At 39.3% G+C, this 21,400-nt stretch carries 20 protein-coding genes; 4 read left to right on the top strand and 16 right to left on the bottom strand.

The genetic code is table 11. The features are described from left to right. From LDM93_RS11135 to LDM93_RS11120, 4 genes are all read right to left on the bottom strand, one after another. Positions 1-1,284: a hypothetical protein gene (locus LDM93_RS11135; RefSeq protein WP_223892478.1), complete on the bottom strand. Its 1,284-nt coding sequence runs from the start codon at positions 1,282-1,284 to the stop codon at positions 1-3. A 67-nt stretch (positions 1,285-1,351) separates the two neighbouring features. Continuing rightward, on the bottom strand, positions 1,352-1,705 hold the full coding sequence (locus tag LDM93_RS11130) for a hypothetical protein (protein WP_223892477.1): 354 nt from the start codon (positions 1,703-1,705) through the stop codon (positions 1,352-1,354). 56 nt (positions 1,706-1,761) lie between these two features. After that, a complete protein-coding gene (locus LDM93_RS11125) occupies positions 1,762-2,130 on the bottom strand; it encodes a Fur family transcriptional regulator (RefSeq protein WP_223892476.1) in 369 nt (122 codons plus the stop codon). A 170-nt stretch (positions 2,131-2,300) separates the two neighbouring features. Further along, the gene (locus LDM93_RS11120; RefSeq protein ID WP_223892475.1) at positions 2,301-3,488 is read right to left on the bottom strand and encodes an Mrp/NBP35 family ATP-binding protein; all 1,188 of its coding nucleotides are present in this window, start codon (positions 3,486-3,488) and stop codon (positions 2,301-2,303) included. A gap of 201 nt (positions 3,489-3,689) precedes the next feature. Here LDM93_RS11120 and LDM93_RS11115 point away from each other — a divergent pair, with 201 nt between their 5' ends. Genes LDM93_RS11115 through LDM93_RS11100 form a run of 4 tightly spaced genes read left to right on the top strand, consistent with a single transcriptional unit; the run spans position 3,690 to position 7,362 of the window. Beyond that, positions 3,690-4,811 (top strand): bifunctional 2-C-methyl-D-erythritol 4-phosphate cytidylyltransferase/2-C-methyl-D-erythritol 2,4-cyclodiphosphate synthase, encoded by a 1,122-nt coding sequence (locus tag LDM93_RS11115; protein WP_223892474.1) that lies wholly within the window; start codon positions 3,690-3,692, stop codon positions 4,809-4,811. Further along, positions 4,808-5,689, top strand: a complete 882-nt coding sequence (locus LDM93_RS11110; protein ID WP_223892473.1) for a response regulator — start codon at positions 4,808-4,810, stop codon at positions 5,687-5,689. The genes LDM93_RS11115 and LDM93_RS11110 overlap by 4 nt, the downstream gene beginning before the upstream one ends. After that, the gene (locus LDM93_RS11105; RefSeq protein ID WP_223892472.1) at positions 5,667-6,857 is read left to right on the top strand and encodes a sulfate adenylyltransferase; all 1,191 of its coding nucleotides are present in this window, start codon (positions 5,667-5,669) and stop codon (positions 6,855-6,857) included. Before LDM93_RS11110 ends, LDM93_RS11105 begins: the two co-directional genes overlap by 23 nt. 13 nt (positions 6,858-6,870) lie before the next feature. Next, complete coding sequence (locus LDM93_RS11100) at positions 6,871-7,362, top strand: phosphatidylglycerophosphatase A (protein WP_223892471.1); 492 nt, start codon at positions 6,871-6,873, stop codon at positions 7,360-7,362. Here LDM93_RS11100 and LDM93_RS11095 read toward each other — a convergent pair. From LDM93_RS11095 to LDM93_RS11040, 12 genes are all read right to left on the bottom strand, one after another. Continuing rightward, positions 7,359-8,042: a hypothetical protein gene (locus LDM93_RS11095; RefSeq protein WP_223892470.1), complete on the bottom strand. Its 684-nt coding sequence runs from the start codon at positions 8,040-8,042 to the stop codon at positions 7,359-7,361. The genes LDM93_RS11100 and LDM93_RS11095 overlap by 4 nt on opposite strands. After that, the gene (locus tag LDM93_RS11090; protein WP_223892469.1) at positions 8,035-9,450 is read right to left on the bottom strand and encodes a DUF3482 domain-containing protein; all 1,416 of its coding nucleotides are present in this window, start codon (positions 9,448-9,450) and stop codon (positions 8,035-8,037) included. The genes LDM93_RS11095 and LDM93_RS11090 overlap by 8 nt, the downstream gene beginning before the upstream one ends. Next, the gene (locus LDM93_RS11085; RefSeq protein ID WP_223892468.1) at positions 9,437-10,864 is read right to left on the bottom strand and encodes a DUF2868 domain-containing protein; all 1,428 of its coding nucleotides are present in this window, start codon (positions 10,862-10,864) and stop codon (positions 9,437-9,439) included. The genes LDM93_RS11090 and LDM93_RS11085 overlap by 14 nt, the downstream gene beginning before the upstream one ends. A 3-nt stretch (positions 10,865-10,867) precedes the next feature. After that, a complete protein-coding gene (locus LDM93_RS11080) occupies positions 10,868-12,142 on the bottom strand; it encodes a malic enzyme-like NAD(P)-binding protein (RefSeq protein WP_223892467.1) in 1,275 nt (424 codons plus the stop codon). A gap of 61 nt (positions 12,143-12,203) precedes the next feature. Further along, positions 12,204-12,677: a hypothetical protein gene (locus tag LDM93_RS11075; RefSeq protein WP_223892466.1), complete on the bottom strand. Its 474-nt coding sequence runs from the start codon at positions 12,675-12,677 to the stop codon at positions 12,204-12,206. Positions 12,678-12,679: 2 nt separating this feature from the next. Next, positions 12,680-13,150: a hypothetical protein gene (locus tag LDM93_RS11070; protein ID WP_223892465.1), complete on the bottom strand. Its 471-nt coding sequence runs from the start codon at positions 13,148-13,150 to the stop codon at positions 12,680-12,682. Next, positions 13,150-14,265, bottom strand: a complete 1,116-nt coding sequence (locus LDM93_RS11065; protein ID WP_223892464.1) for a 4Fe-4S binding protein — start codon at positions 14,263-14,265, stop codon at positions 13,150-13,152. Before LDM93_RS11065 ends, LDM93_RS11070 begins: the two co-directional genes overlap by 1 nt. 3 nt (positions 14,266-14,268) lie before the next feature. Next, a complete protein-coding gene (locus LDM93_RS11060) occupies positions 14,269-14,907 on the bottom strand; it encodes a molecular chaperone (protein ID WP_223892463.1) in 639 nt (212 codons plus the stop codon). A 155-nt stretch (positions 14,908-15,062) separates the two neighbouring features. Beyond that, positions 15,063-18,392 (bottom strand): molybdopterin-dependent oxidoreductase, encoded by a 3,330-nt coding sequence (locus LDM93_RS11055; RefSeq protein ID WP_223892462.1) that lies wholly within the window; start codon positions 18,390-18,392, stop codon positions 15,063-15,065. Positions 18,393-18,405: 13 nt separating this feature from the next. Next, a complete protein-coding gene (gene nrfD / locus LDM93_RS11050) occupies positions 18,406-19,356 on the bottom strand; it encodes an NrfD/PsrC family molybdoenzyme membrane anchor subunit (RefSeq protein WP_223892461.1) in 951 nt (316 codons plus the stop codon). 1 nt (position 19,357) lies between these two features. Next, positions 19,358-20,116, bottom strand: a complete 759-nt coding sequence (locus LDM93_RS11045; RefSeq protein ID WP_223892460.1) for a 4Fe-4S dicluster domain-containing protein — start codon at positions 20,114-20,116, stop codon at positions 19,358-19,360. A 245-nt stretch (positions 20,117-20,361) separates the two neighbouring features. Then, positions 20,362-21,339: a DUF302 domain-containing protein gene (locus LDM93_RS11040; RefSeq protein WP_223892459.1), complete on the bottom strand. Its 978-nt coding sequence runs from the start codon at positions 21,337-21,339 to the stop codon at positions 20,362-20,364. Between the last annotated feature and the right edge of the window lie 61 nt (positions 21,340-21,400).

Raw genomic sequence — 21,400 nt, 5'->3', positions numbered from 1 at the left:
TTAGAAAGAGTGTGCCGCATGCGCACCGATAGCAATATTTGCCTGTAACATAATCGTATCGAGGTTTTGTCTTAAACCCGCTTCATTGTACATAGCTTCATTACGATTATATTGAAGTCTAAAACGTGCAAATTCGCTCGTGTGGTATTCAATCATTGCGGAGTACTTGTTGAAATCATCAACTTCATTCATATCGACACCATCCTTTGAAATATCATTTTGATAAATTGTATCATATCTAACGCCCATTCTCCAATTTTTGTCATGAGTATAGATCAGCTGAGAATAGAGTCCGCTCTGTTTTTTATTTATACTTGGAGATGTTTGGATGCTTGTTATATCATTAGGATCTAAATTATATTGTGTACCGTCCATCTCTCTGCTTAACCACTCAGTTTGCCATTTTATAGAGCTATATGAATCAATAGAATGAAGAACTACTAGATCAGCCCCATAAAGCTTGCTATCACCACTAAATACATGAGGATCTTCATGGTCGTCACTATGGTCTAGCATTGAATCTCCTTGAGCATATGACAGTCCACCAAAAATGGTAGTATCACCCATATCAAAAGAGGATTTCACATACCCAACGTATAGAGATGGTGCTGTTGAACCATCTATAATTGCTTCACCCTCACCATCCTTATATGATTCATTTCCAAACATCTGTTCATTTTCACCTTGAAGTGCCTCAAACCCTGCCATAAGATAAAATGGTGTTGGCGCTGTCCATTGCATCTGAGCACCCAATTCGTTGATCCCGTGCGTTCCCAAAAATGATTCATAGACGAGTGGCATATCCCCAAAATCCCAATAGTGATGGTGTTGCGCATTGATATATCCGAAATTTGAAAGCAGTTTACCACCTCTTAATCTCAGTCCGTGTCCCAGTGCTGTCGAGGTAAAATAAGCCTCCTCTACTTCGACACCATTTTCACTGAAGTGAAACGTAGCATCCATACTGAAAAATGGATCCACATTGCTTGAGAGTATCAGTTCCGCATAGTTAAAATTAAATCCCTGGTTTGCATTATATGTAGCCTCATTGCTTCCACCGTGCGCATGCTCTGCATAGAGTCCATGTGCGATACCAGGAAGTCCGAGATGAGACAACTCATCATCTTTAATGCTATTGTTTACATAAGAGAAATCCGTAATGAGCGAGATATCCGGAATATATTTTGAACTGTCAAACGTTCTTTTGTCTTCTTCTAAAAGTTGTGCTATATCACCATAAGAGAGTCCTGCACAAAGCATACTTGTTAATACTATTTTTTTCATAGTGTATTGTCCTTAATTATTAATATTTTTTGTTTTTGAAAATGGTTTTTGTTGAATTATTTCTTGATTATGCAAAATATACTGGAGGTGCAGTAGCATTAAACCCAAGTAATACGGAGTTATCATTATATTGTGAATGTTTCACAATATCAATCTGCTTAAATTGTGGTACACCTGTATAGTCAAAGCTTGAATTAACAACAACCTTTTCCACTTCTCTTCTTATTTTTACAGCAAGGTTCTCATTACTCACAACCACATGTCTATTGTGTTGATAAAGCTTCATCTTCTGGGATGTATCACAGACGTTACATTCTGAGATCTCCTCCAGCTCATGATGTTGAAAATGAATGGTTGTACTCTGAGATGTCCATACAAAAAGAGCAATAAGTAGTAACTTCACAGACTGTTTTAGTTTCATAAAAATTGTCTCCTTTCGTATGATTAAATTAAATAAGGTGTTAAACTATTCGTAAATTACACTGATGTTAAACATGACGGACATGTACCGTTGATAATCACATTATTAATTTCATAATGTGGCAATGTGATATCAATATTTTTAATGCACTCTACACTATTACACTTTACACAAACAAAATGTGCATGCGGATTTAATTTGACCTCAAAGTATCTTTTTTTATCATTGGACTCAAAAGCATTCAATATATCCTCTTCCTCAAATTTGGAAATATTTCTATAAAAAGTCGCTTTATCCATAGAGATATCATTTTTGATCTCTTCATAACATAAAGGTCTGTCCGCTTCTTTTAAGATCTCTAAAAGCTTTACTCTTGCAGTGGTAAGCTTGATATTTTTATCTTTGATAAGTTCTTCTATTTTCATGGCGGGATTATAACTGAAACTTTATTAAATGCGACTAAGTTGCACTTGTGTTAAATGATGTTTACTAGAGATTGGATTGAGTGGTATGAGTGAAGTGAGAGAGTATACTGAATATTTATGACCGAACGCAACAAAGCGATTCGGTCATAAATGCAAAAAAATGTGAAAATTTAGTGGCAGCCGCAGCCTGTTCCACAGCTTTCGCCTTCAGTTTTTTCCTTTGCTGGTGCAGAAGCTGCTCCTGCACCAGTACTACAAGCACTTACACCTGGAGGTGTTGTGGGTTGTACACTAGAGTTATCTGCTCCACCTTCAGCATTTACTTTATCTATAAATGCAAGAAGGTTCGTTGCAGCTTCCTGATAACGCTTAGCCGTTTCAGAGTCTGGTTTGTGATAGGTGACTGGCATACCAGTATCTCCACCTACTCTAATTGCTGGCTCTATCGGAATACGAGCGACCACATTTGTATCATACTCTTTAGCTACTGGTTCTGTTGTACCCATACCAAAGATATCAGACTCAGTATCACACGAAGGACAGATGAATCCGCTCATATTTTCAATGATACCCGCAGTTGGAATATGTAGTTTTTGGAACATGTCCAATGAACGTCTACTGTCATCAAGAGAAACCTCTTGTGGTGTTGTTACAGTGATACCCGCAGTCACAGGTACAGCTTGTGCAAGTGAAAGCTGTGCATCACCAGTTCCTGGAGGCATATCGATCACAAGTACATCCAGTTCAGACCAAAGAATATCTCTCAAGAACTGCTCGATCGCTTTCATAATCATAGAACCTCTCCAGATAAGAGATGTTCCTGGCTCCATCAATGAACCCATAGACATAATTTCAACACCATATGCTTTTAATGGTACTGCTTTGTTCCCTTCAATTTCCGGTTTTTGACCTTCAACACCCATCATACGAGGAATGTTCGGTCCATAAATATCTGCATCAAGAAGACCGACTTTCTTACCTTGCATTGCCATAGCCACTGCAATGTTTACAGAAGTTGTAGATTTACCAACCCCACCTTTACCTGAACTTACCATTACAAAGTTCTTAATATGTGGTGCAATATTCTTACCACTTACTGAGTTAGACATTTGTTTTGGTGCTTCTGGTGCAGTGATATTAATGTTCACATCTTTAAACCCGAGTTTATTGAGTTCAGTGGTTGCTTCAAGTCTAAGTTGTGCCTTTACTTCATCCGCTGATGATGTAATATCTATTGTCAAACCTATAGTATCTCCATTGATAACGATATCTTTGACAAAACCGAATGTTACGATATCTTTCGTGAAGCCCGGATATGTTACGTTCTTCAACGCTTCTAATACATTTTCTTGTGTCATGTTATTTATTCCTAACTTAATTTTTATTTCGTTAATGATATAGGAGTTATACCAATTGAATCTTAAATTAGATTGAAAAAAACGCCTAATATCGTAATTAAGAGTAAATTTGTCCGATAAAGTATGACTAAAGGGTTCTATGAGTATAATTCGTTACTATTTGATACACACTATACTTGGTATAGATATTTAGGAATGAACTTGTCAAACACTACTTTGGTACTTTTAGGTGCAGGAAGCTCCTCAAGATTTAAAACTCGGATGAAAAAACAGTGGCTCTATACTGGGGATATTCCTTTATGGTTGCACGTTGCTGAACACTTTGAAAAGAGTGCCGATTTTGATCAGATCATAATCGTATCCACACAGGATGAAATACGTCTTATGAAAAATTTTGCTTCCTTTACTTATATTGAAGGTGGAGACAGTAGACAGGCTTCACTCACCAATGCGCTTCAGAAAGTAACTTCAGAGTATGTACTTGTGAGTGACATCGCTAGGTGCTGTGTCCCTTCAGATATGATAGCCCGTATCATGGAAGCTAAAGAACAAGGGGCTTGCATCGTACCTGTACTCCCTGTGGCTGATACGCTCTATCTGGATAATACACCTATAGACAGAGACAAAGTAAAGATCATTCAAACCCCTCAACTCTCTGTTACTAAAATGCTCAAAAAAGCACTCGAAACTGAAACGATATTTACTGATGACAGCTCTGCGATCGCTTCTCTTGGAGAAAAGGTACATTTTGTGGAAGGCTCAGTGGATGCGCATAAACTTACGACCATGGAAGATCTGAAAAAACTCTCGTGCATTCAGGCACCTTCACCGAAAACACTCACTGGTTTTGGGTTAGATACACATCCTTTTGAAAAAAACAAAGCAATGTTTTTATGTGGTGTCAAGATAGATGTCGATTATGGATTTAAAGCACACAGTGATGGTGATGTTGCCATCCATGCACTTATAGATGCACTTTTAGGTGCTGCAGGCATGGGTGATATCGGTGAACTTTACCCAGATACTGAAGAGGCTTATGCTGGAGCAGACTCTAAAGTATTGCTTCAGGACACAGTAAAAAAGATCGAGTCTTTTGGCTATACCATAGGCAATGTAGATCTTACTATCATGGCTGAAGCGCCAAAGCTTTTACCTTATAAGGAAGCTATGAGAACCACACTCGCTTCCATACTCGGTATTAGAAAAAACTTTGTGAATATCAAAGCTACAACGGCTGAAAAACTCGGTTTTGTAGGACGAAAAGAAGGTGTGACAGTGCACTCCGTAGTAAACTTAACTTATTTGAATTGGAAAAACATATGAAAATAATCATTGTAGAAAATGAACTCTATTTGGCGCAAAGTATCGCCTCTAAACTAAATGAAAATGGCTATGAGACTGAAATATTCAGTTCCATTAAAGAGGCAATGGACAGTCAAGGTGATGTCTATCTGCTTTCGACAAATTTGCCAGGACAGAACACTTCACCGCTTATCAAACAGTTTAAGGATAAGATCATTATTTTGATGGTGAACTATATCAACAATGATACGGTCGGAGAGCCACTGAAGCTAGGTGCAAAAGACTACATCGTTAAACCGTTTATGTTAGAAGACCTTATGCGTAAGATAGAGCATTATAAAGAGTACCAGTCACTGAAACAACAAACCTCTTTGTATCAAGAATATATGCAAAACCTTCTTCAAGATATAGAAACAAGTTTTGATATAGAGCAGATCACTACGCCACTTGTCATAGAGACAAACTATCAAAGGCTTGTAGATAAGATCGTTTTTGAGCATGCAACACAAACAAACACCCGGCTTACCTTTATCCCTTTAAGTGATAAAAACTGGAAAGAAAAAATACAAAAAAGCAGTCCAAGCACCTTGCTTTATATTACCGAGATCCATCAACTCAAGAAAACAGACAAAGAAGCTCTGATGGAGATGTTGAAGGAGTATGATTTCATTTTATGCAGTACTGCAGACCTGGAGACTGATTTCGAGACCATTACCCTCAACACGGACTCTAAACTCTATGACCAAAATGAGATCTTGACCATTGATGACTATGTTAAATTCATTGTAAATAGTTTTCAATACAAATTTCCAGATACAGAACTCTCTAAAAAATTAGGAATCTCAAGAAAAAGTTTATGGGAGAAAAGGAAAAAATATGGTCTATTCAAAAAGAAATAAATCACTCTATATTGACACTGAGGCCTTATCTACTTTAGCATTGGTAAAAGCAGGGCTTATCTCTCCTGTAGAAAAGCTGATGAACAAAAAAGAAGCCCAAAATGTCGATGAGACTAAAATGTACAAAGGTGTACCTTTCCCTTTTTCTTTTATACTCGCACCTCAAGGTAAAAAAAATCATCAAACCCTAAAGGATCTACAAAAAGATGACGTTGTTTCACTCATCAATGATGGAAAAATAGTGGGTGAACTCATCGTAGAAGAGACATTTGAAGTCGATCCAGTACAGCGTCTTCAGAATATCTATGGTACTTCAGACACTACACACCCAGGCGTGAGAAATACCATATTAAGACTAGGTAAAATAGCGGTATCCGGAGAGTATACTGTCACCTATCCACTGATAGAAGACAACATCAAGCGTATCAAAAAGATGATCACAAAAACAGGTGCCAAGCATATCTCATCTATGATGCTTGCAGCGAACCCTTTAAACCGTGCACACGAAAGAATGATCCGTGAAGCTATCAGTAACTCCGATCTTCTTGTGATCTTTTTACGAAAACCTTTTACCTCTGAAGGACTTCGTTATGATATACGTCATAATGCACTAACTACCTTTGTCGATAACTTTTTACCACGCAATAAAGTCATCATCATTCCATTTGAGAACACCTATATCTTTGCAGGGTATAATGAACTCATTTTAGATGCGCTTTTAGCGAAAAATTATGGGTGCAGCCAACTGGTCATCGGTAAAAATCATGGTGGGCTGGGTCTGTATTATGATAAAAACCGTCTAAGTTCTGTCTTCGATCGTTGCCAGGACATCAATATTGACATTAAAACCATCGATGAGCTTGTCTATTGTGATACATGTAAAACGCTTGTCAGTACACAGACTTGTCCTCATGGACAACATCATCATGTACACTATGACTCAGCATCCATCATGAAACTTATACAGGCAGGACTCATTCCTCCTTCTATCTTGGTCAGAAAAGAAGTTTCAGCCAATATCCTCGCAGCACTTCTACCAGACAGATTTGAAAACCTGCAGGAGATGCATTACTCTTTGATGCCAGGTTCAGGTCTATTGGAACAACAGAGTGAAGAACAGTTTTATCTGAAACTTATCGAACTGTATCAAACATCATCACTGACGTAAAATAAGGGACCTTATGACAATTCAAAAACTTTTTCTCACATTCTTTGGTGCTGGACTTAGCCCCAAAGCACCTGGTACAGTAGGCTCACTTGCATCTCTTCCTGTAGGAGTCGCTCTACTCTACTACTTTGGCATGGAAACACTTTTTATGCTGACACTGGCTATTACCATTATAGGTATCTTTGAAGTGAACAAATATGAAAAAGCTACGGGTATTCATGATCATCAGCAGATTGTTATAGATGAAGCAGCAGGGATGTGGCTCAGCCTGATGATCGCATATGCAACGGCTGTGACTATGCATTACCCTTATGCCGAACTTTTAGCTATCGTGATCAGTTTTGCTGCATTTCGTCTTTTTGACATCTGGAAACCTTCAACTATCGGTTGGATAGATAGAGAGCTTAAAGGTGGTCTTGGCGTGATGCTCGATGATGTATTGGCAGGAATTGCCGGTGGATTCTTGAGTGCTGCGATACTTATGGGGCTCGAGAGACTTTTTTAAAAGTCTTTTTTTCTTCGACGCCATCCCCTCTTTACTCTTTTCTTAGGCTTATTTGGAAACGCTTCAAAAAACATCCCTATCACAGCTGCAAGCATTATCAGATAGGCTATAAACCTTGTCAATCCTGCTATCAAAGATTCATAAGCTAAAAGTCCCAGTGCACTGAGCATATAGTTAAAATCATGGATCGCATCTACACCTAAAAAAGATTTATGTGCCGGAAGTATGAGGCCTTCATGGGCTGTAGAAAGATACCATGCTGTGTACTGGAGAGAGAATCCTACAAAAAATAGTGCGATCAGGGCAGCAAACAGATTACCTTTCCTATAATAATAGTAGGCGATCAACCCCGGAAAAAGTAACTGAAAGATCGTTCCATTGGCCATAGTCAAAAACTCCGGACAAGGTAAGATATAACAGACACCATGTCCACCTTCATGCACAATACCCAAAGTCTGATTGGCTACAAAAAAATACAGGGTAAATAACCTCTGTACCAAAGAGCCATCTTGCTCATAGCCTGGCTCCCATGGTGCGTAGTGAGGGAAAAGTAGGAGAAATACGACAAAGATCCCTAAGGTGACTCTCTTTGCCATAGTTTTGGAGTGCAAAGAAGATTCTGTCGGCTCTCCCTCAACGTGATCTTGATGTAAATGTTTAAAAGGATTGTTTTCAGGCATCGATCAAATGCTTTAATATACGCTGAATGAGCGCTTCATACTCTTTGAGTTCCCCTGCTTCCAAAGCACTTCCTGAACGAAACTTCTTATGGTATTTTTCTAAAGACTTTCTTGACACATCATCCAACCATTTCTCTTTAAATGTCTGATCCATTTCAATCTCAAACACTTCTCTTTTGGCATGGGAAGTTTGTGCTACCTTCATGGTATGATAGATAGCACGTCCCAGTAAGATATAAGGAAAATTTCTATTTTCCATAGGTCCCATCTCTAGGTAGCGTTTACCCATGGTTTGACCCAAGACCTTTACTTCTGAAAGTTCATTGAAACCAAAATATGCACCTGCACCCCCTACCATTGCCCCTATGGCTCCGCCCAAAAGAAGTGTATGCCCTGCAAAAAGTAAATCAATACCTGCACCCGTGACTGCACCTGAAGTCACACCAGTAATGAGAAGTTCTTTACGTGTCAGTCCAAATACAGAGGCTGTCTCTTCCGAAAAAAGATCCATCCCTTCAAACGTTAAAGCTTTCTCTTCTTTTTGAAGGTGACCATGGTTCCAAATCTCTTCTATATGCTTTTGTGTGGTCACTTCTAAGTCTCGTAACCGGTCTTTATAATGACTTTCTATCTTCTGTCTCTCTTCTTCACTGGCCTCTTGGGTATAAAAAGGGAGTTTCTCTACAGTACTGACAGACTCAGACACCAATCCTGCTATGAGAGAGGCACTGCGTTCAAGCATTTGTTGCTGGTACTGTTTAAAAAGTTTGATCGATGCTTTGAGCGGGGCTATCCACTCTTCTTTAAGCTGAGCCATACTCTCCAGTATACTCATGTGCTGTTCGAAGCTTGTCTGCATAGGATTAAAGGTACGGACCATCTTAAAATAATGTTCCAGTGCCCGCTTCCACTCTTCACTGTAATCTGTCTCATCAATATGGTTGATCAGTGCCATAGAAGGCTGTCCTGTCCAGCGTAGAATTTCCATTTCGGTTTCGTACTCTTCCCCATAGGGTTGTGAACCGTCTACCACATAAATAATGCCTGCTCCATCCATGATAGGTTCAAGCAGTTCTATTTCATCATTAAAACGTTCATCCTCTTTATGCGTATCGATAAATGCCTGTACCACTTCATGTTTTTTATTTGCAGGGACATCATGTCTTTCTAGCCATGCAAGTACCTTTCGGGCTCTTTGAAAACCAGGTGTATCAAAAAGTTCATATAAAACCTTTCCATCTACCGTTAAAGGGAAAGAGCGTTTTTTTGTTGTGGTTCCCGGTGTATCAGATATCTGTACAGAGTCATCCAGTGCCAAAGCTGAGACAATGGAACTCTTACCTTTATTCGGATGCCCTACAACAGCAAATTTAGGGTGAGAAAAATCGATCTGTTTACGACTCTGCATTCAGTGCCTCCCTGCTCTGCACTTTAGCACTGGATCTTTTTAACCACACTTTGCTATCTCCAAGCATAGTGAGTTTATTTTCCCATACATCGATCTCTTTATGGGTTGCTTCATAATGATTTTCTGCCGTACCTATGGGTACCACTATCACTTTATCCACTTTGTCGGTCAATTCACTGAGATAATCTACAAAATCCATTGTCGGAGGCTCCCATGCTTTTACAAACAAAAGTATTTCACCATGACTTTTAAAGACGATCTCAGTGTCTTCCTCAAGCGTGTTTGCACCCCCAACTTCACAATGTGCAGGTGCAATGATCTTCAACCTTTCACCCAATACCAAAAGCTCATCATACGGTATCGCCCATCCTTGTATGCCATCATAAGAGGCATCTAATGTGTTTACAATTTGACTATAATGCCCCTCACCTGAGTGAAATACCTTTTCATTTTTATCAGCATGCGTAGAGATAATCGGTTCATTGATCTCTCTCAGTAATTTTATCGCTCCCTTTAAAGTTAAAAGCGATCGTTTTATGGCAGCGTTATATCCAAAAGAGGCAAGGATGAATATTACAAAACGTAAGAAAATCGCATAAAAAAGGGTAGAAAAAGCCAAAAACTTCCACCACTCTCCAAGCTCTGATGCATGTGCGATCATCTCTTCATCCAGTTTATCACCCAATCTGAAATATTGACTCTGTGCTATGAGTTCAAGTGATGGCACGGCAGACGGAGCGAATTCTCTCCATGGAAATGCTATCGTTTGTAAAAAACCATGAAATACCTCAGGAGAGATATGCAGGGTTGTACTCCATGCAAAGGCTATATCTTTGGTCACGATCACCCCCAAAAGTGCCAAGAGTAACCCCAGAGAAAAAAACAGAACAATGATCTGTGAACGTTTAATAATGATCCAGTTTGCAAGTAATGGATTGATCTTCAAACCTTTGATCTGCTCTTGTACCTTGCCGGGTAAAAACCCCAATATCTTTTCCATCCAAAAAGCAGGCGAAAGATGTATCAAAACATTCTCGGCACTACTGGCTCTAAGCATTGCAAAAAGTGTCAGTAACATCGTCAAGAGAGGAAGAAAAACAGCCACAGCCATAAAATAAATGACATTGACCGGTTCGTGTCCATGGTAAGAAAGTAAAGCCACACCCGATACTAGTCCCAAGACAAATGCAATCACAACAAGTGTAAAAGTGACCCTGTACAAATAAGAAGAAAAAGTATCACTTAAAAGTGGTTTTTTCAACCTGTCTTGATACTTCTCTACCCATGCTAAAAGTTGTTCAATAGGTTTATTTTTTAACATTACATGGGTTAAGCCAAAAGCACGGTTTTCTTCCCGTGTCGAATGATCTAACCCCAATAGCTCATAAAGATTTACATAAGATTTTATATTCATTGATCACTTGTTCTCAGGACGACCATAAATCATGTATCGTAATTGCTCTTTATATTCCTCATGATCATAATGCTCGACTCGCGCAACACCCTCATCATAGGCAGCTTTTGCTACGGCTGAAGCAACCCAAACCAAGGCTTCCTTGTTAAAAGGTAAAGGAATAATATGATCTTTCCCATAGGTGATGTTGTCATTATGATATGCACTCTTCACATAGTCAGGCACTGGCTCTTTCGCTAAAGCCGCCAATGCTTCAGCTGCTGCCATTTTCATACCTTCAGTGATCTTTTTTGCACGCATATCCAATGCACCTCTAAAGATAAATGGGAACCCCAATACATTGTTGATCTGGTTGGGATAATCAGAACGTCCTGTACCGACAATCGCATCGTCACGTACTTCCATCACCTCAGACGGCAAGATTTCAGGTACAGGATTGGCTAAAGCAAAGATAATAGGTTCAGGTGCCATTTTGGCTACCATCTCCTTACTCAATGCACCTGCAACACTCAAACCTAAAAACATATCTGCATTCTCTATCACATCCTCAAGTGTCTTAGCGTCTGAATCTATAGCGAAAGGCGCTTTATATGCATTTAAATCTGTTCTTGCCGTGGTAATGGGCCCTTTGCTGTCACACACAACGATCTTTTTGACACCCAGTCTTTGATACATTTTTGCACAGGAAAGACCCGCAGCACCTGCACCACTCACTACTATTTTGATCTCATCCACTTTTTTACCTGTCAATTCGAGTACATTCATCAATCCTGCAGTCGTGATGATAGCAGTACCATGCTGGTCATCATGAAACACAGGAATATCAAGTGCTTCTTGTAACTTTCTTTCTATCTCAAAACATTGAGGGGCTTTGATATCTTCAAGGTTAATGCCTCCAAAAGTGGGAGCGATCGCTTTACAGGTAGTGACGATCTCCTCTATGGTATGCACATCCAGTTCTATATCAAAAGCATCCACATTCGCAAACTTTTTAAAAAGTACTGATTTACCTTCCATAACAGGTTTAGATGCAAAAGGTCCAATGTCCCCTAGACCAAGTACTGCCGTACCGTCAGAGATCACTGCAACTAGATTGGAGCGATTGGTATATTCAAAAGAAAGACTTTCATCTTTTGCGATTTCAAGACAGGGTATCGCTACACCAGGGGTGTAGGCAAGTGAGAGTTCATGTTGCGTATCACAAGGTTTAGTAATGTCTATACCTATCTTCCCTTGCTTATGATATGCTAATACTTCTTCTTTGTTGATTTCAGACATACTGGACCTTACAATTTCAAGATAATCTATTATACTGAAAGAATAATAAGGGTAACTCTAATTATTCCGGGAAATACTCTTCAATGATTTGAGGGAAAAGTTTCATTGTTTTTCTGGCCTTGTCTATCTTAGGCTGAAATACTTCTGCAGAGTTTGGAAATTTTGTCATACACTCTGTATAAATAGCAATTTTATCTTCCATATGTGCTTCAAGTGCATCAAGTACAGCTTGCATATTCTCTCTGCTCGTTGCAAACTTCATGAGTAACTCAAACATACGTTTACGTGGATGGATCGCCATAGAGTCACCTGCTTCAAGAGCGATATCTTTAATGTCCCATCTTGAAATATAAATACCGCTTACATGCGGAGCGATAAGTTTCGCATACAGTGCTTCTGTATAGGACGGATAGTCTTTAAGATCTACCTCTTCATCAGCAGCACATTGTCCATCAGGACCAAATGCTGGATTCCCATTAAAATTTTTCTCATTAAAGTTTTCAAATTCTTTTCTTAAATCGTCTATATCTCTCATTCTTACTCTCCTATTAGTAGCGGAATATCATCCACATTAATTTTTGCATCAAACCATCTATTGGCAATAAGCATCATCTTTGTCACAAAAATGATCTGGTCATCCAGAAACTCCGGTTTGTCATACAGTACTTTTGCCTCATCATCCAGACAAAATCCTTTTACTTTTCCATCAGTAACTTCGATAAAGTCTACACGTCCCTCTCTCTGTGCACAACTGTCCAAACTTTCACAATAATGTACCGCTTTAGCGCCAAACTCTTTTTCGATCATCATTTGTGTGACTTTTGACTCTCCGACATTTGCCATGGTGTAATCAAAGTGTTCATCTTTAATATTCAGGGCAATGGCTGTTGCATTAATCCCATTGCGTTTCATGATCTTATTAAAGTATTTTCTCATATACCCTGTTTGGGCATTATACCCCAGTATGGTGCAGAGTCCTGTATCAGGTTTTATTTCATGTGGTTCCATTACTCTTCTTCCCCTCTCATACGTCTGGCATTATCATGAAGGAACATCGCTTCTTCTTCTTCCACTGCACAACGCGGACAAGTCTGTTCTCCACCTGTGTAGGTAAAGTTGTTACCGCACTCATTGCAACGTTTGATGTTAAACGTTGCAAGTGTTCTTTGTGTAGGTTCAAAGAATTCTTTGATCTCAAATCCGCTTTGCAGCTGTATCGCATCAGGTTCACATACATCATGACACAAACGACACTTTACACAAAGCATAGCATCAAAGTGTATGAGTGAGAACTTACCGTCGGTCGAAAGTGCACCGGTAGGACAGATACGATAACATATCTGACAATTGGTACAACTCTCATCCACGAACTTCTGAGAAGTGAAACTCACTTCTTCTTCGGGAAGTACTTCAAATACATCCGGTACTCCTGCACGTTTAAGTGTAGTAAAAAGTATCTTACGTTTATTTGGTAGATTTTTATCTTTTATCTTGGCTATGACGGATGCATCGATCTCAAAATGCTGTAATTCATCTTCCTCTACTGCATCATCGAATGCTTTTTTGTGTTTCACCACACCTTCAAGTGAAGCATTCCCTAAGAATGAGCGTCTTGATGTAACTTCCTCATCATTCTCATGCTCATTTTTTTGTTTGACTTCTTCAGATGCTACATGGTTTGTTGCAAGTTGTTTGTCAGAAAAACTCGATAAGACGAAATTAGCCTCATCTATGCGCTCTTCAATATGCTCGAAAAGTAATGAATCCTCATCATAAGAACTCAGATCGATCGTGATCGTCTCCTCGCTTGCCAAAGCCAGAGAGATCAAATGTTCCACACTCAACACTGAGATACAAGGGACGTTGAACTTTGGTGAAATGAGTCTCACTTTAGATTCTAAAAACGTAAAGAAAAACTCTGTGGTAGAAAAATCTGACAGTGCAAAAGCTTCTGTAGGACAGATACCCACACATGCGGCTGCTTCTACACCGGTCGACGCACTAAAACTAGGGAGATTGTCTACCAAACTTATGGAATCTGGACAAATATCCACACACTTAGTACACTGAGAAAATTTACTTGTCGCTCTTACACACGCACCCACATCAAAATGTAAACCCATAAACTACGCTTCATCCCCACAATGTGTCGATAACTTTTCTGTCACGTATTCAAAGTCACTGAGCAAGAACTCTAAAGCCAGTTCAGCACCATCATGATAAAGCGGTGTACGTGACTCACGTTTTGCATTGATCAAAAAGAGTGGTGCCCATTCTAAAAGATGTTCTTTTAAAAATGCACGTTGTACCTGAAGTAATTCACAGATACCATCTTTGTCATTCGCTGCTAAAGCTTTTTGCAGTGCAACACATAACATATACATAAATTCTAACTCCACACCTATATGGTCTGCACTCACTACCCTTGCAGTATCCAGTTGAACACGAAAATCCAAGTCATTATAGAGTTCTACGATAGGGTTATCTCCACCACTTTCTATCATTTGATCATCTCTTGTATAGAAACTCTCATACGGCACCAAGTGCATTAAAAAGAGGTTAGTAAAGTCCACATTATAGTATTGTTCTATAAGGTCTTTACGTGAAATTTCTTTGCGTTTGGCCCAATCTCTGTAATTAGGGAAAAAAGACAAAAGTCTTTCATCTTTCTCAATGTTTTCCAAAAATGTCTCATCTACTTCCACTAGCATCAATCTTGAGATCAAAGCATAAATTGCGATACGGTTTTCTATCTCTTGTTTCATTAAATCCATGTTCTATATATCTGCTTTCATGTTAAATATTTTGGCACTATACCACTTTCAAGATAAATAAGTAATAAGAAAATTAATTATCTGGGAAATTGTATAATGTAGATACTCCCAAGCAGATGCCTGGAAGTATGTCAGTAAGTGTAAACTTACTTGATTTTTACTGCGTATGCTTTGTCAGACAAAGGTACACAAGGACGTTTGATATGTTGAGGACGTCTGAGTGTATCTGTACTATCAAGTGGACGCGTTAATTTATCTCTCCAAGCTTGATATACTTTCATGTTGTTCTCATAGTTCACATAAATATCACCGATCTGGTCATCTTTTCCTGCAGGTTCCATCACAACTTTTTGATGCCAAGCATGGTTACCTGCAATTGGATCCGGATGAGAAGGTGCTACAGCATTTTGCCATGAACCAGAAAGACCATCCCACCAAATGTTGTCAAGGTCTCTATTGTACTCTTTAAACTGCCAAGAGTCTTTGTGCTCATCCATACCAGCTACGATACCTTGAGTTGGCTTAAGTGTACCCTCTTTACCATCCATGGTCATTTCATAAAGTGGTGCACCAAGACCCATCACACCTAGTTTATGTTCAAATCCAGGGATATCCACCGCATTTTTGAGTTTCCATCTACCTGCGTGGTGTGAACATGCAAGTACACCAGGCATTGTAGCTTCAGTTGGTACAGCCATAGCAATAAAGTAACCTGACTCAAGACCTGATACTGTATCTTGAATCGTAACCTTCACTGCATCACCTCTTTTAATGCCAAGTTTCTTCGCATCTTCAGTATAGATCCATACTGGATTATGGTTTTGTGAAATCTCCATAAGGTGTTTAGAGTTTACTGAACGTGTATGAATATTGTATGGTAATCTAAATACTGTATTCAACGCAAATTCATTCTCTTTTTGCATGAAGTCATGGTGTACTTGTGTTACAACATGCGTCATTTTCTTTCTATCTTCAGCATTGGTCGGATAGATAGGTATAGCGTACTCAGGCCATTTCCACTCTTTGAACCACTCACAGTAGAAGTCAAGTTTTTTAGTCAATGTATGGAAACCTTGTACCAATTCACCATCTACTTCTACACCGATCGCAGTCTCTTTACCATCATGCCCCGTAGCAAGAAGTACACCAAACTCATCTTTGGTTACTTCACTTTCATGATACTCGTGGCCATGAGCGATATATGTCTCACCTACTTTTTTAAGTGGTCTCTCTTGTGGTTTATAGATATTATCTTCTTCTAACCATGTACCTCTGTCTCTCATCATCTCATAGTTTGGATATCTAGAGTCAGGATAGGCCGCTTTTGCTGCTTTTCTAAGGTTTGGCAGATTATCAAAGGCTGCTTGATACCACTCAGCAATCGTTACACATCTACTTGGATCTTCTTTAGAAGCCCAATGCTTTCTGATACCCAATGAACCGTCTGGATCGACATAATGCGTCATAATGTTTGCCCAGAACTCTACCTCTTCCCATACTTCACCAAGACCTGCTTTAATGTGTGCTTCTAGCGTAGCTCTTGTTGGATCTTTTGGTTTCCAACCCATTTTTTCTAGTGCAACTCTCAGTGCCGGGTTACGGAAAGAAAGCCATCTTTTTGGTTCAGTTGCTTCTGAGTGTTGGTCATGTCTTTCACCAGCAAGTCCTACAGGTAAGATAAAGTCACAGTACCAGTTTGTCTCAGACCATGTTGGTGAGAGGTTGAATGACATTTCGATCTTATCTTCTCTTTTGAGTGCTTCAATCCATCTAAATCCATCCGGGTTGATCCAGACAGGGTTGTACATACGAGGGATCCAAACAGCCAACTTCTCAGGAACATTCAATCCTTTGGCATTCCATTTGTTTCTCCACTCATCATCCATAAGAAGGTGAGGCATGATGTGACTCATTTCATAAGAGCTCAACGGATACTCAGGTGGCCAAGCGATCTCATTCCATACGTCAACTTTTGCAGGTGCTGAACCATCCACAGTTGCAGCATTACCCTTACCGTTAACAGAAATAACATGCCAGTGGTGTAATCCAACACCACCTTTATCACCTGCCATTGCACCACGAAGAACAAACGGTAAGAATGCCGATCTAGCGATCATCCATCCACCTTTGTGACCTATCGGTCCTGCTCTCCAGATATACGTTGCAACTCTTGCGCCTGCATCGATGAACATATCATAAAGTTTTTCTACGATACGCTTTTCGATACGACACTCTTCAGCTACAAAGTCAAGTGTATAAGGACTATACATTTCTGAGATCATCTCAATGAATTCTTCATAAGAGTTACCTGCAGGTACTGACTTGATGTATCCTTTTTCTACAAGTAGGTTAAGGTACTCTCTGTCTTTCATGAGGTGGTCCCAGTTTACCCAGTTTTTCACAAAGTTGTGATTTACAAGATCTTCACCATTCACACCTTTTTCATTCAAGATTCTGTTTGCAAGATAGAGATAAAGTGCTGTCTCTGTTCCTGGCCAACATGGAACCCATAGATCCGCCATACCAGCAGAGTTTGACAAACGTGGATCCATAACAACAAGTTTCGCACCTTTTTTACGTGCTTCAGCAATACGACCTGCGGCCTGTTGGAAGTAGTGTCCCGCATCTGCAGCGTGAGAAGACTGAAGGAAGATCAACTTTGCATTAGACCAATCCGGAGAGTTTCTGTCATCGTTTGTCCACTGAATCGTACCTTGTCTTGCACCCGCAGAACAGATGTTTGTATGAGAATCATAACCATCGATCCCCATAGAGTGTGGTACACGGTGACCAAAACCATTTTCATTTGGACGACCCACATGGTACATGATCGACTTTTTAGAGATCTCATCACCTGTTTTAAGTGTATCGTGCATTTTTTGCCCGATCTCTTTCATCGCTTCATCCCAAGTTGTTCTTACCCATTTACCTTCACCTCTTTTTGAACCTGGAGCTCTTTTAAGTGGGAAAGGTATTCTATCTGGATCATACATTTGCGACTGTGTTGCATAACCTTTTGCACAGTTTCTACCACGAGAACCTGAGTGAAGCGGGTTACCCATGTATTTACGTACTGCAAGCTGTCCACCAGCTTTGTATGTAGAAAGGTCAACCCATGCAGTCAGACCACATGATGCTTCACAGTTTGAACATGCTGTAGGAACAAGCATGTATTCAGTCGCTTTGATCCCATCAGGGTTATCTTCGCTTTGAACACCATTTCTACTTGTACCACCTCTTTTCCAATCATCACCATCTAACTCAGTAAAGCTATCCCACTCATCAAGCGGCGGATAGAATGAAAGTGTCTTTGGTGTAGGTGTGAACTTTGTTTCTGCCATTGCTGGCGTATCAGCTACAGTTTTAAATACACCTGCAGCAAGTGTTGCACCTGCTACAGAGTAAGCTGTACCTTTAAGGAAACTTCTTCTACCTTCGATAAAATTTTTATCTTCTGTATTCATTGATTTTGTCATAGATATCTTCTCCTTAACTTAATGGTAACATTTGTGGGATCTTAAGCCATACATCTTTTACCAAGAATAGCCCTACTAATGCTAAGATAGCTGCAAATCTAAGCAGCGTTGTGTTTTCTGATTTCATGTAACTCATTCCTAAGAAGAATGGGATAATAAATCCAAGTGTCATACCGATCCAGAATTCAACACTATACGCTCCACCTGAGTGTACATATGCTAAAACAGCTTCTGCTTCTGAAGATTTGAATGAGAAGAAATACTCACCCATATACATCATGAAACTGAAGAATACAGCAAATGTAAGTACAAGTGCTAAATCTTTTCTTGCTTCTTTACTCCATGAACCAGATATGAAGATAAGTGCTGCAGAACCAGCCATAAGTGCCGCCCACATCATTTGCATGACTTCAGTAGGTGCTTGCCATAACTCTCTTGCACTGGATTGTGCCATAATGATCGCTGTATAGGTTGTAACAGGGATCGCTAAAAATACTAAAAATGGCATGATCTTTTCATACACTGCAGAGTTATTTCTAGCGATTTCAGCAAGTTTATTTTTCTTACCGCCAAGACCAGGGAATGCATCTGCAGCACCGATAACCATAAGGATCGTAATAAGACCTAAGAAAAGAGATGCCATCCAAGCACCCACCGTAATAGACGAAGTCCAATGCGGATGCGTAAATATATGGATCATTCTGTACGGCTGATGTAGATCTATCAATGTAAACAATAAAAACACATTCAGTGATACGAATGCAAGTACCGGCATAAGCCATCTTAAGTTAGGCATATCCTCTTTATTATGTCTAAACCATAGGAATGCTGCTAAAAATACAACACCTGTACCGATACTTTTAGCCCACATATTTACAGTAATAATACTACCCCAAACAATTCCTTGAATAGGTACGTCGAGTGTAACAACTGCTTGAGTTGCGTTAATTGTACTTTCTACCATCTTAGTGACCTCCCTCTTGTTCGTGTGAGTCAGCATCTATCGCTGATTCAATAAAACTTGCGTTATCTGTTGGACCATGATGTCCAGCAAACGGTGCTAAGAATCTATCAAGGATCCCGTGATTTTTATCCCCTACATGTTCTAGGTGAGTAATATCATTAAAGAGACTGAATCCTTCAATTCTCTGATGCGCTAGAGGGTTCAATGTTGCATTACCACCACCTACATAAAAGTGTGTTGGACTTGTATGCTTTTCAGGTTTACGTACTTGAACAGCACCTTTATGTTCCATAATATAGAGTGAAATGTGACTATGATCATCTTCAATATCACCAAAGATATTTGCTTCAACTGGACACGCAACCACACATGCTGGCATCATACCGCTCTCAATACGGTGTGCACAGTATGTACATTTATCTGCTGTGTTCGTTTCAGGGTCCATATAGATCGCTCCATAAGGACACGCCATCATACAACCAGCACAACCGATACATCTGTCACTATCAATATTTACAATACCATTCTCTAAATAATGTAATGCCGATACAGGACAAATACGCTCACATGGCGCATTCTCACAATGATTACAACGTAATGGTGTAAATGATCTTCTAGTATCCGGGAATGTTCCTAAATCTATATATTTAACACGTAAACGCCAAGTACTCAATGGAACTTCATTTTCCACTTTACAAGCAATCTCACAACCTTTACAACCCATACATAGGTTAAGGTCAACTAAGAAACCTAATTTCATGCTTCCTCCTTTAATTTAGCTAATCTTATAATAACTATAAGAACCCGTTAATCTAATCAGACGCGGGGTAAACGCATAGATTAATACTATTAAAGTTTGCTTTAAAAAACGGTTATTTGTTTAAAGAAACTTTACGTTTTTAATCTAGTGTAGCAAATGGAACATTTTTATCAAAAAAAATTGATAGGTGCCATCTGCTATTTATATTTCATCAAAAACGATATCTACGCTATCAACAGATCAGATTACTCAGTGAGTCCAGTTAATATCTTGTTCATACCTGCCTGTGCTTTTTCCAATACTTCCATATCTTCTTTACTCTCTATAGCCATAGAGCTCATCCAATTATAGACAGAAGGAAATCCTATATGCATCTCCTCTTCATCTTTCTTTTTACTAAGGTAGAGTGAACATGGCGCATAGGCTCCTGCTTCTGGTCTTGTTTTAGCGATAGTGTAGATCACCGGTAGTTTACAAACAGAGTAGACTTCATAAAAATTAAATGCTTCATAGTTTGATTCTTCAAAGTCATCACCCAAATTATTGTGCCCTGCGATGACAAAGCCATTAGGTGCAAGCTCACCTTCAAAGCCCATCTTAAATTCATCTAACTGATCTTCCCACTCATCCGGATCCATTTCCATACTAAAACTCGTAACAAGCTCACCTTTTGGCTCTGTTTGCACATACGGTAATGTTTCATATGAACCATTCGGCATTGCCTTTTTTAATGTTTGTTTGACAAGTGCTCTTAAGTCATGCAACGTTTTGTCATCACTTGGCGCTTTCATGATCTTAGCCATCGCTTCTGCCGTGAGAGAAGAGACTGAAATCTTTTTTTCACCTTTTTTAGTATAAATAGACATACTCATAGGCGCAAAAAGACCAACATTCGGGTATTTTTTCACCAGTTCCAAAACGGCATCCGGCTTATAAAGTGTAAAGAGATTATAGATATCAAAACCTGATTCTTTAAACTGTATCTCAAAAGGGCCATTCATATCCCTATTAGCTGAAATGACAAAACCTGCATCTTTAAATGCCTGTTCTATACTTGCAGGTGTGATTTTACCATCTGCATTTTCTGAAGTAATTATTTCTATATCTGCAGCAGTACTTTTCATAGCAGTAGGCTCTTTAGCTGCTACTTTTATTGATTCTTTAGACTGTACACTTGACACGACCAATGATGCGCAAAGCATCCCCTTAATTAACAATTTCATATTTGAATTCCTTTTGATTTTATACCGTAATATAACAATCTTCTGTAAATAATATGTAAAA

It is taken from the genome of Sulfurovum sp. TSL6 (assembly GCF_019972115.1).
Classification (GTDB): domain Bacteria; phylum Campylobacterota; class Campylobacteria; order Campylobacterales; family Sulfurovaceae; genus Sulfurovum.
This window is presented reverse-complemented; position numbering and strand designations above follow the sequence as displayed.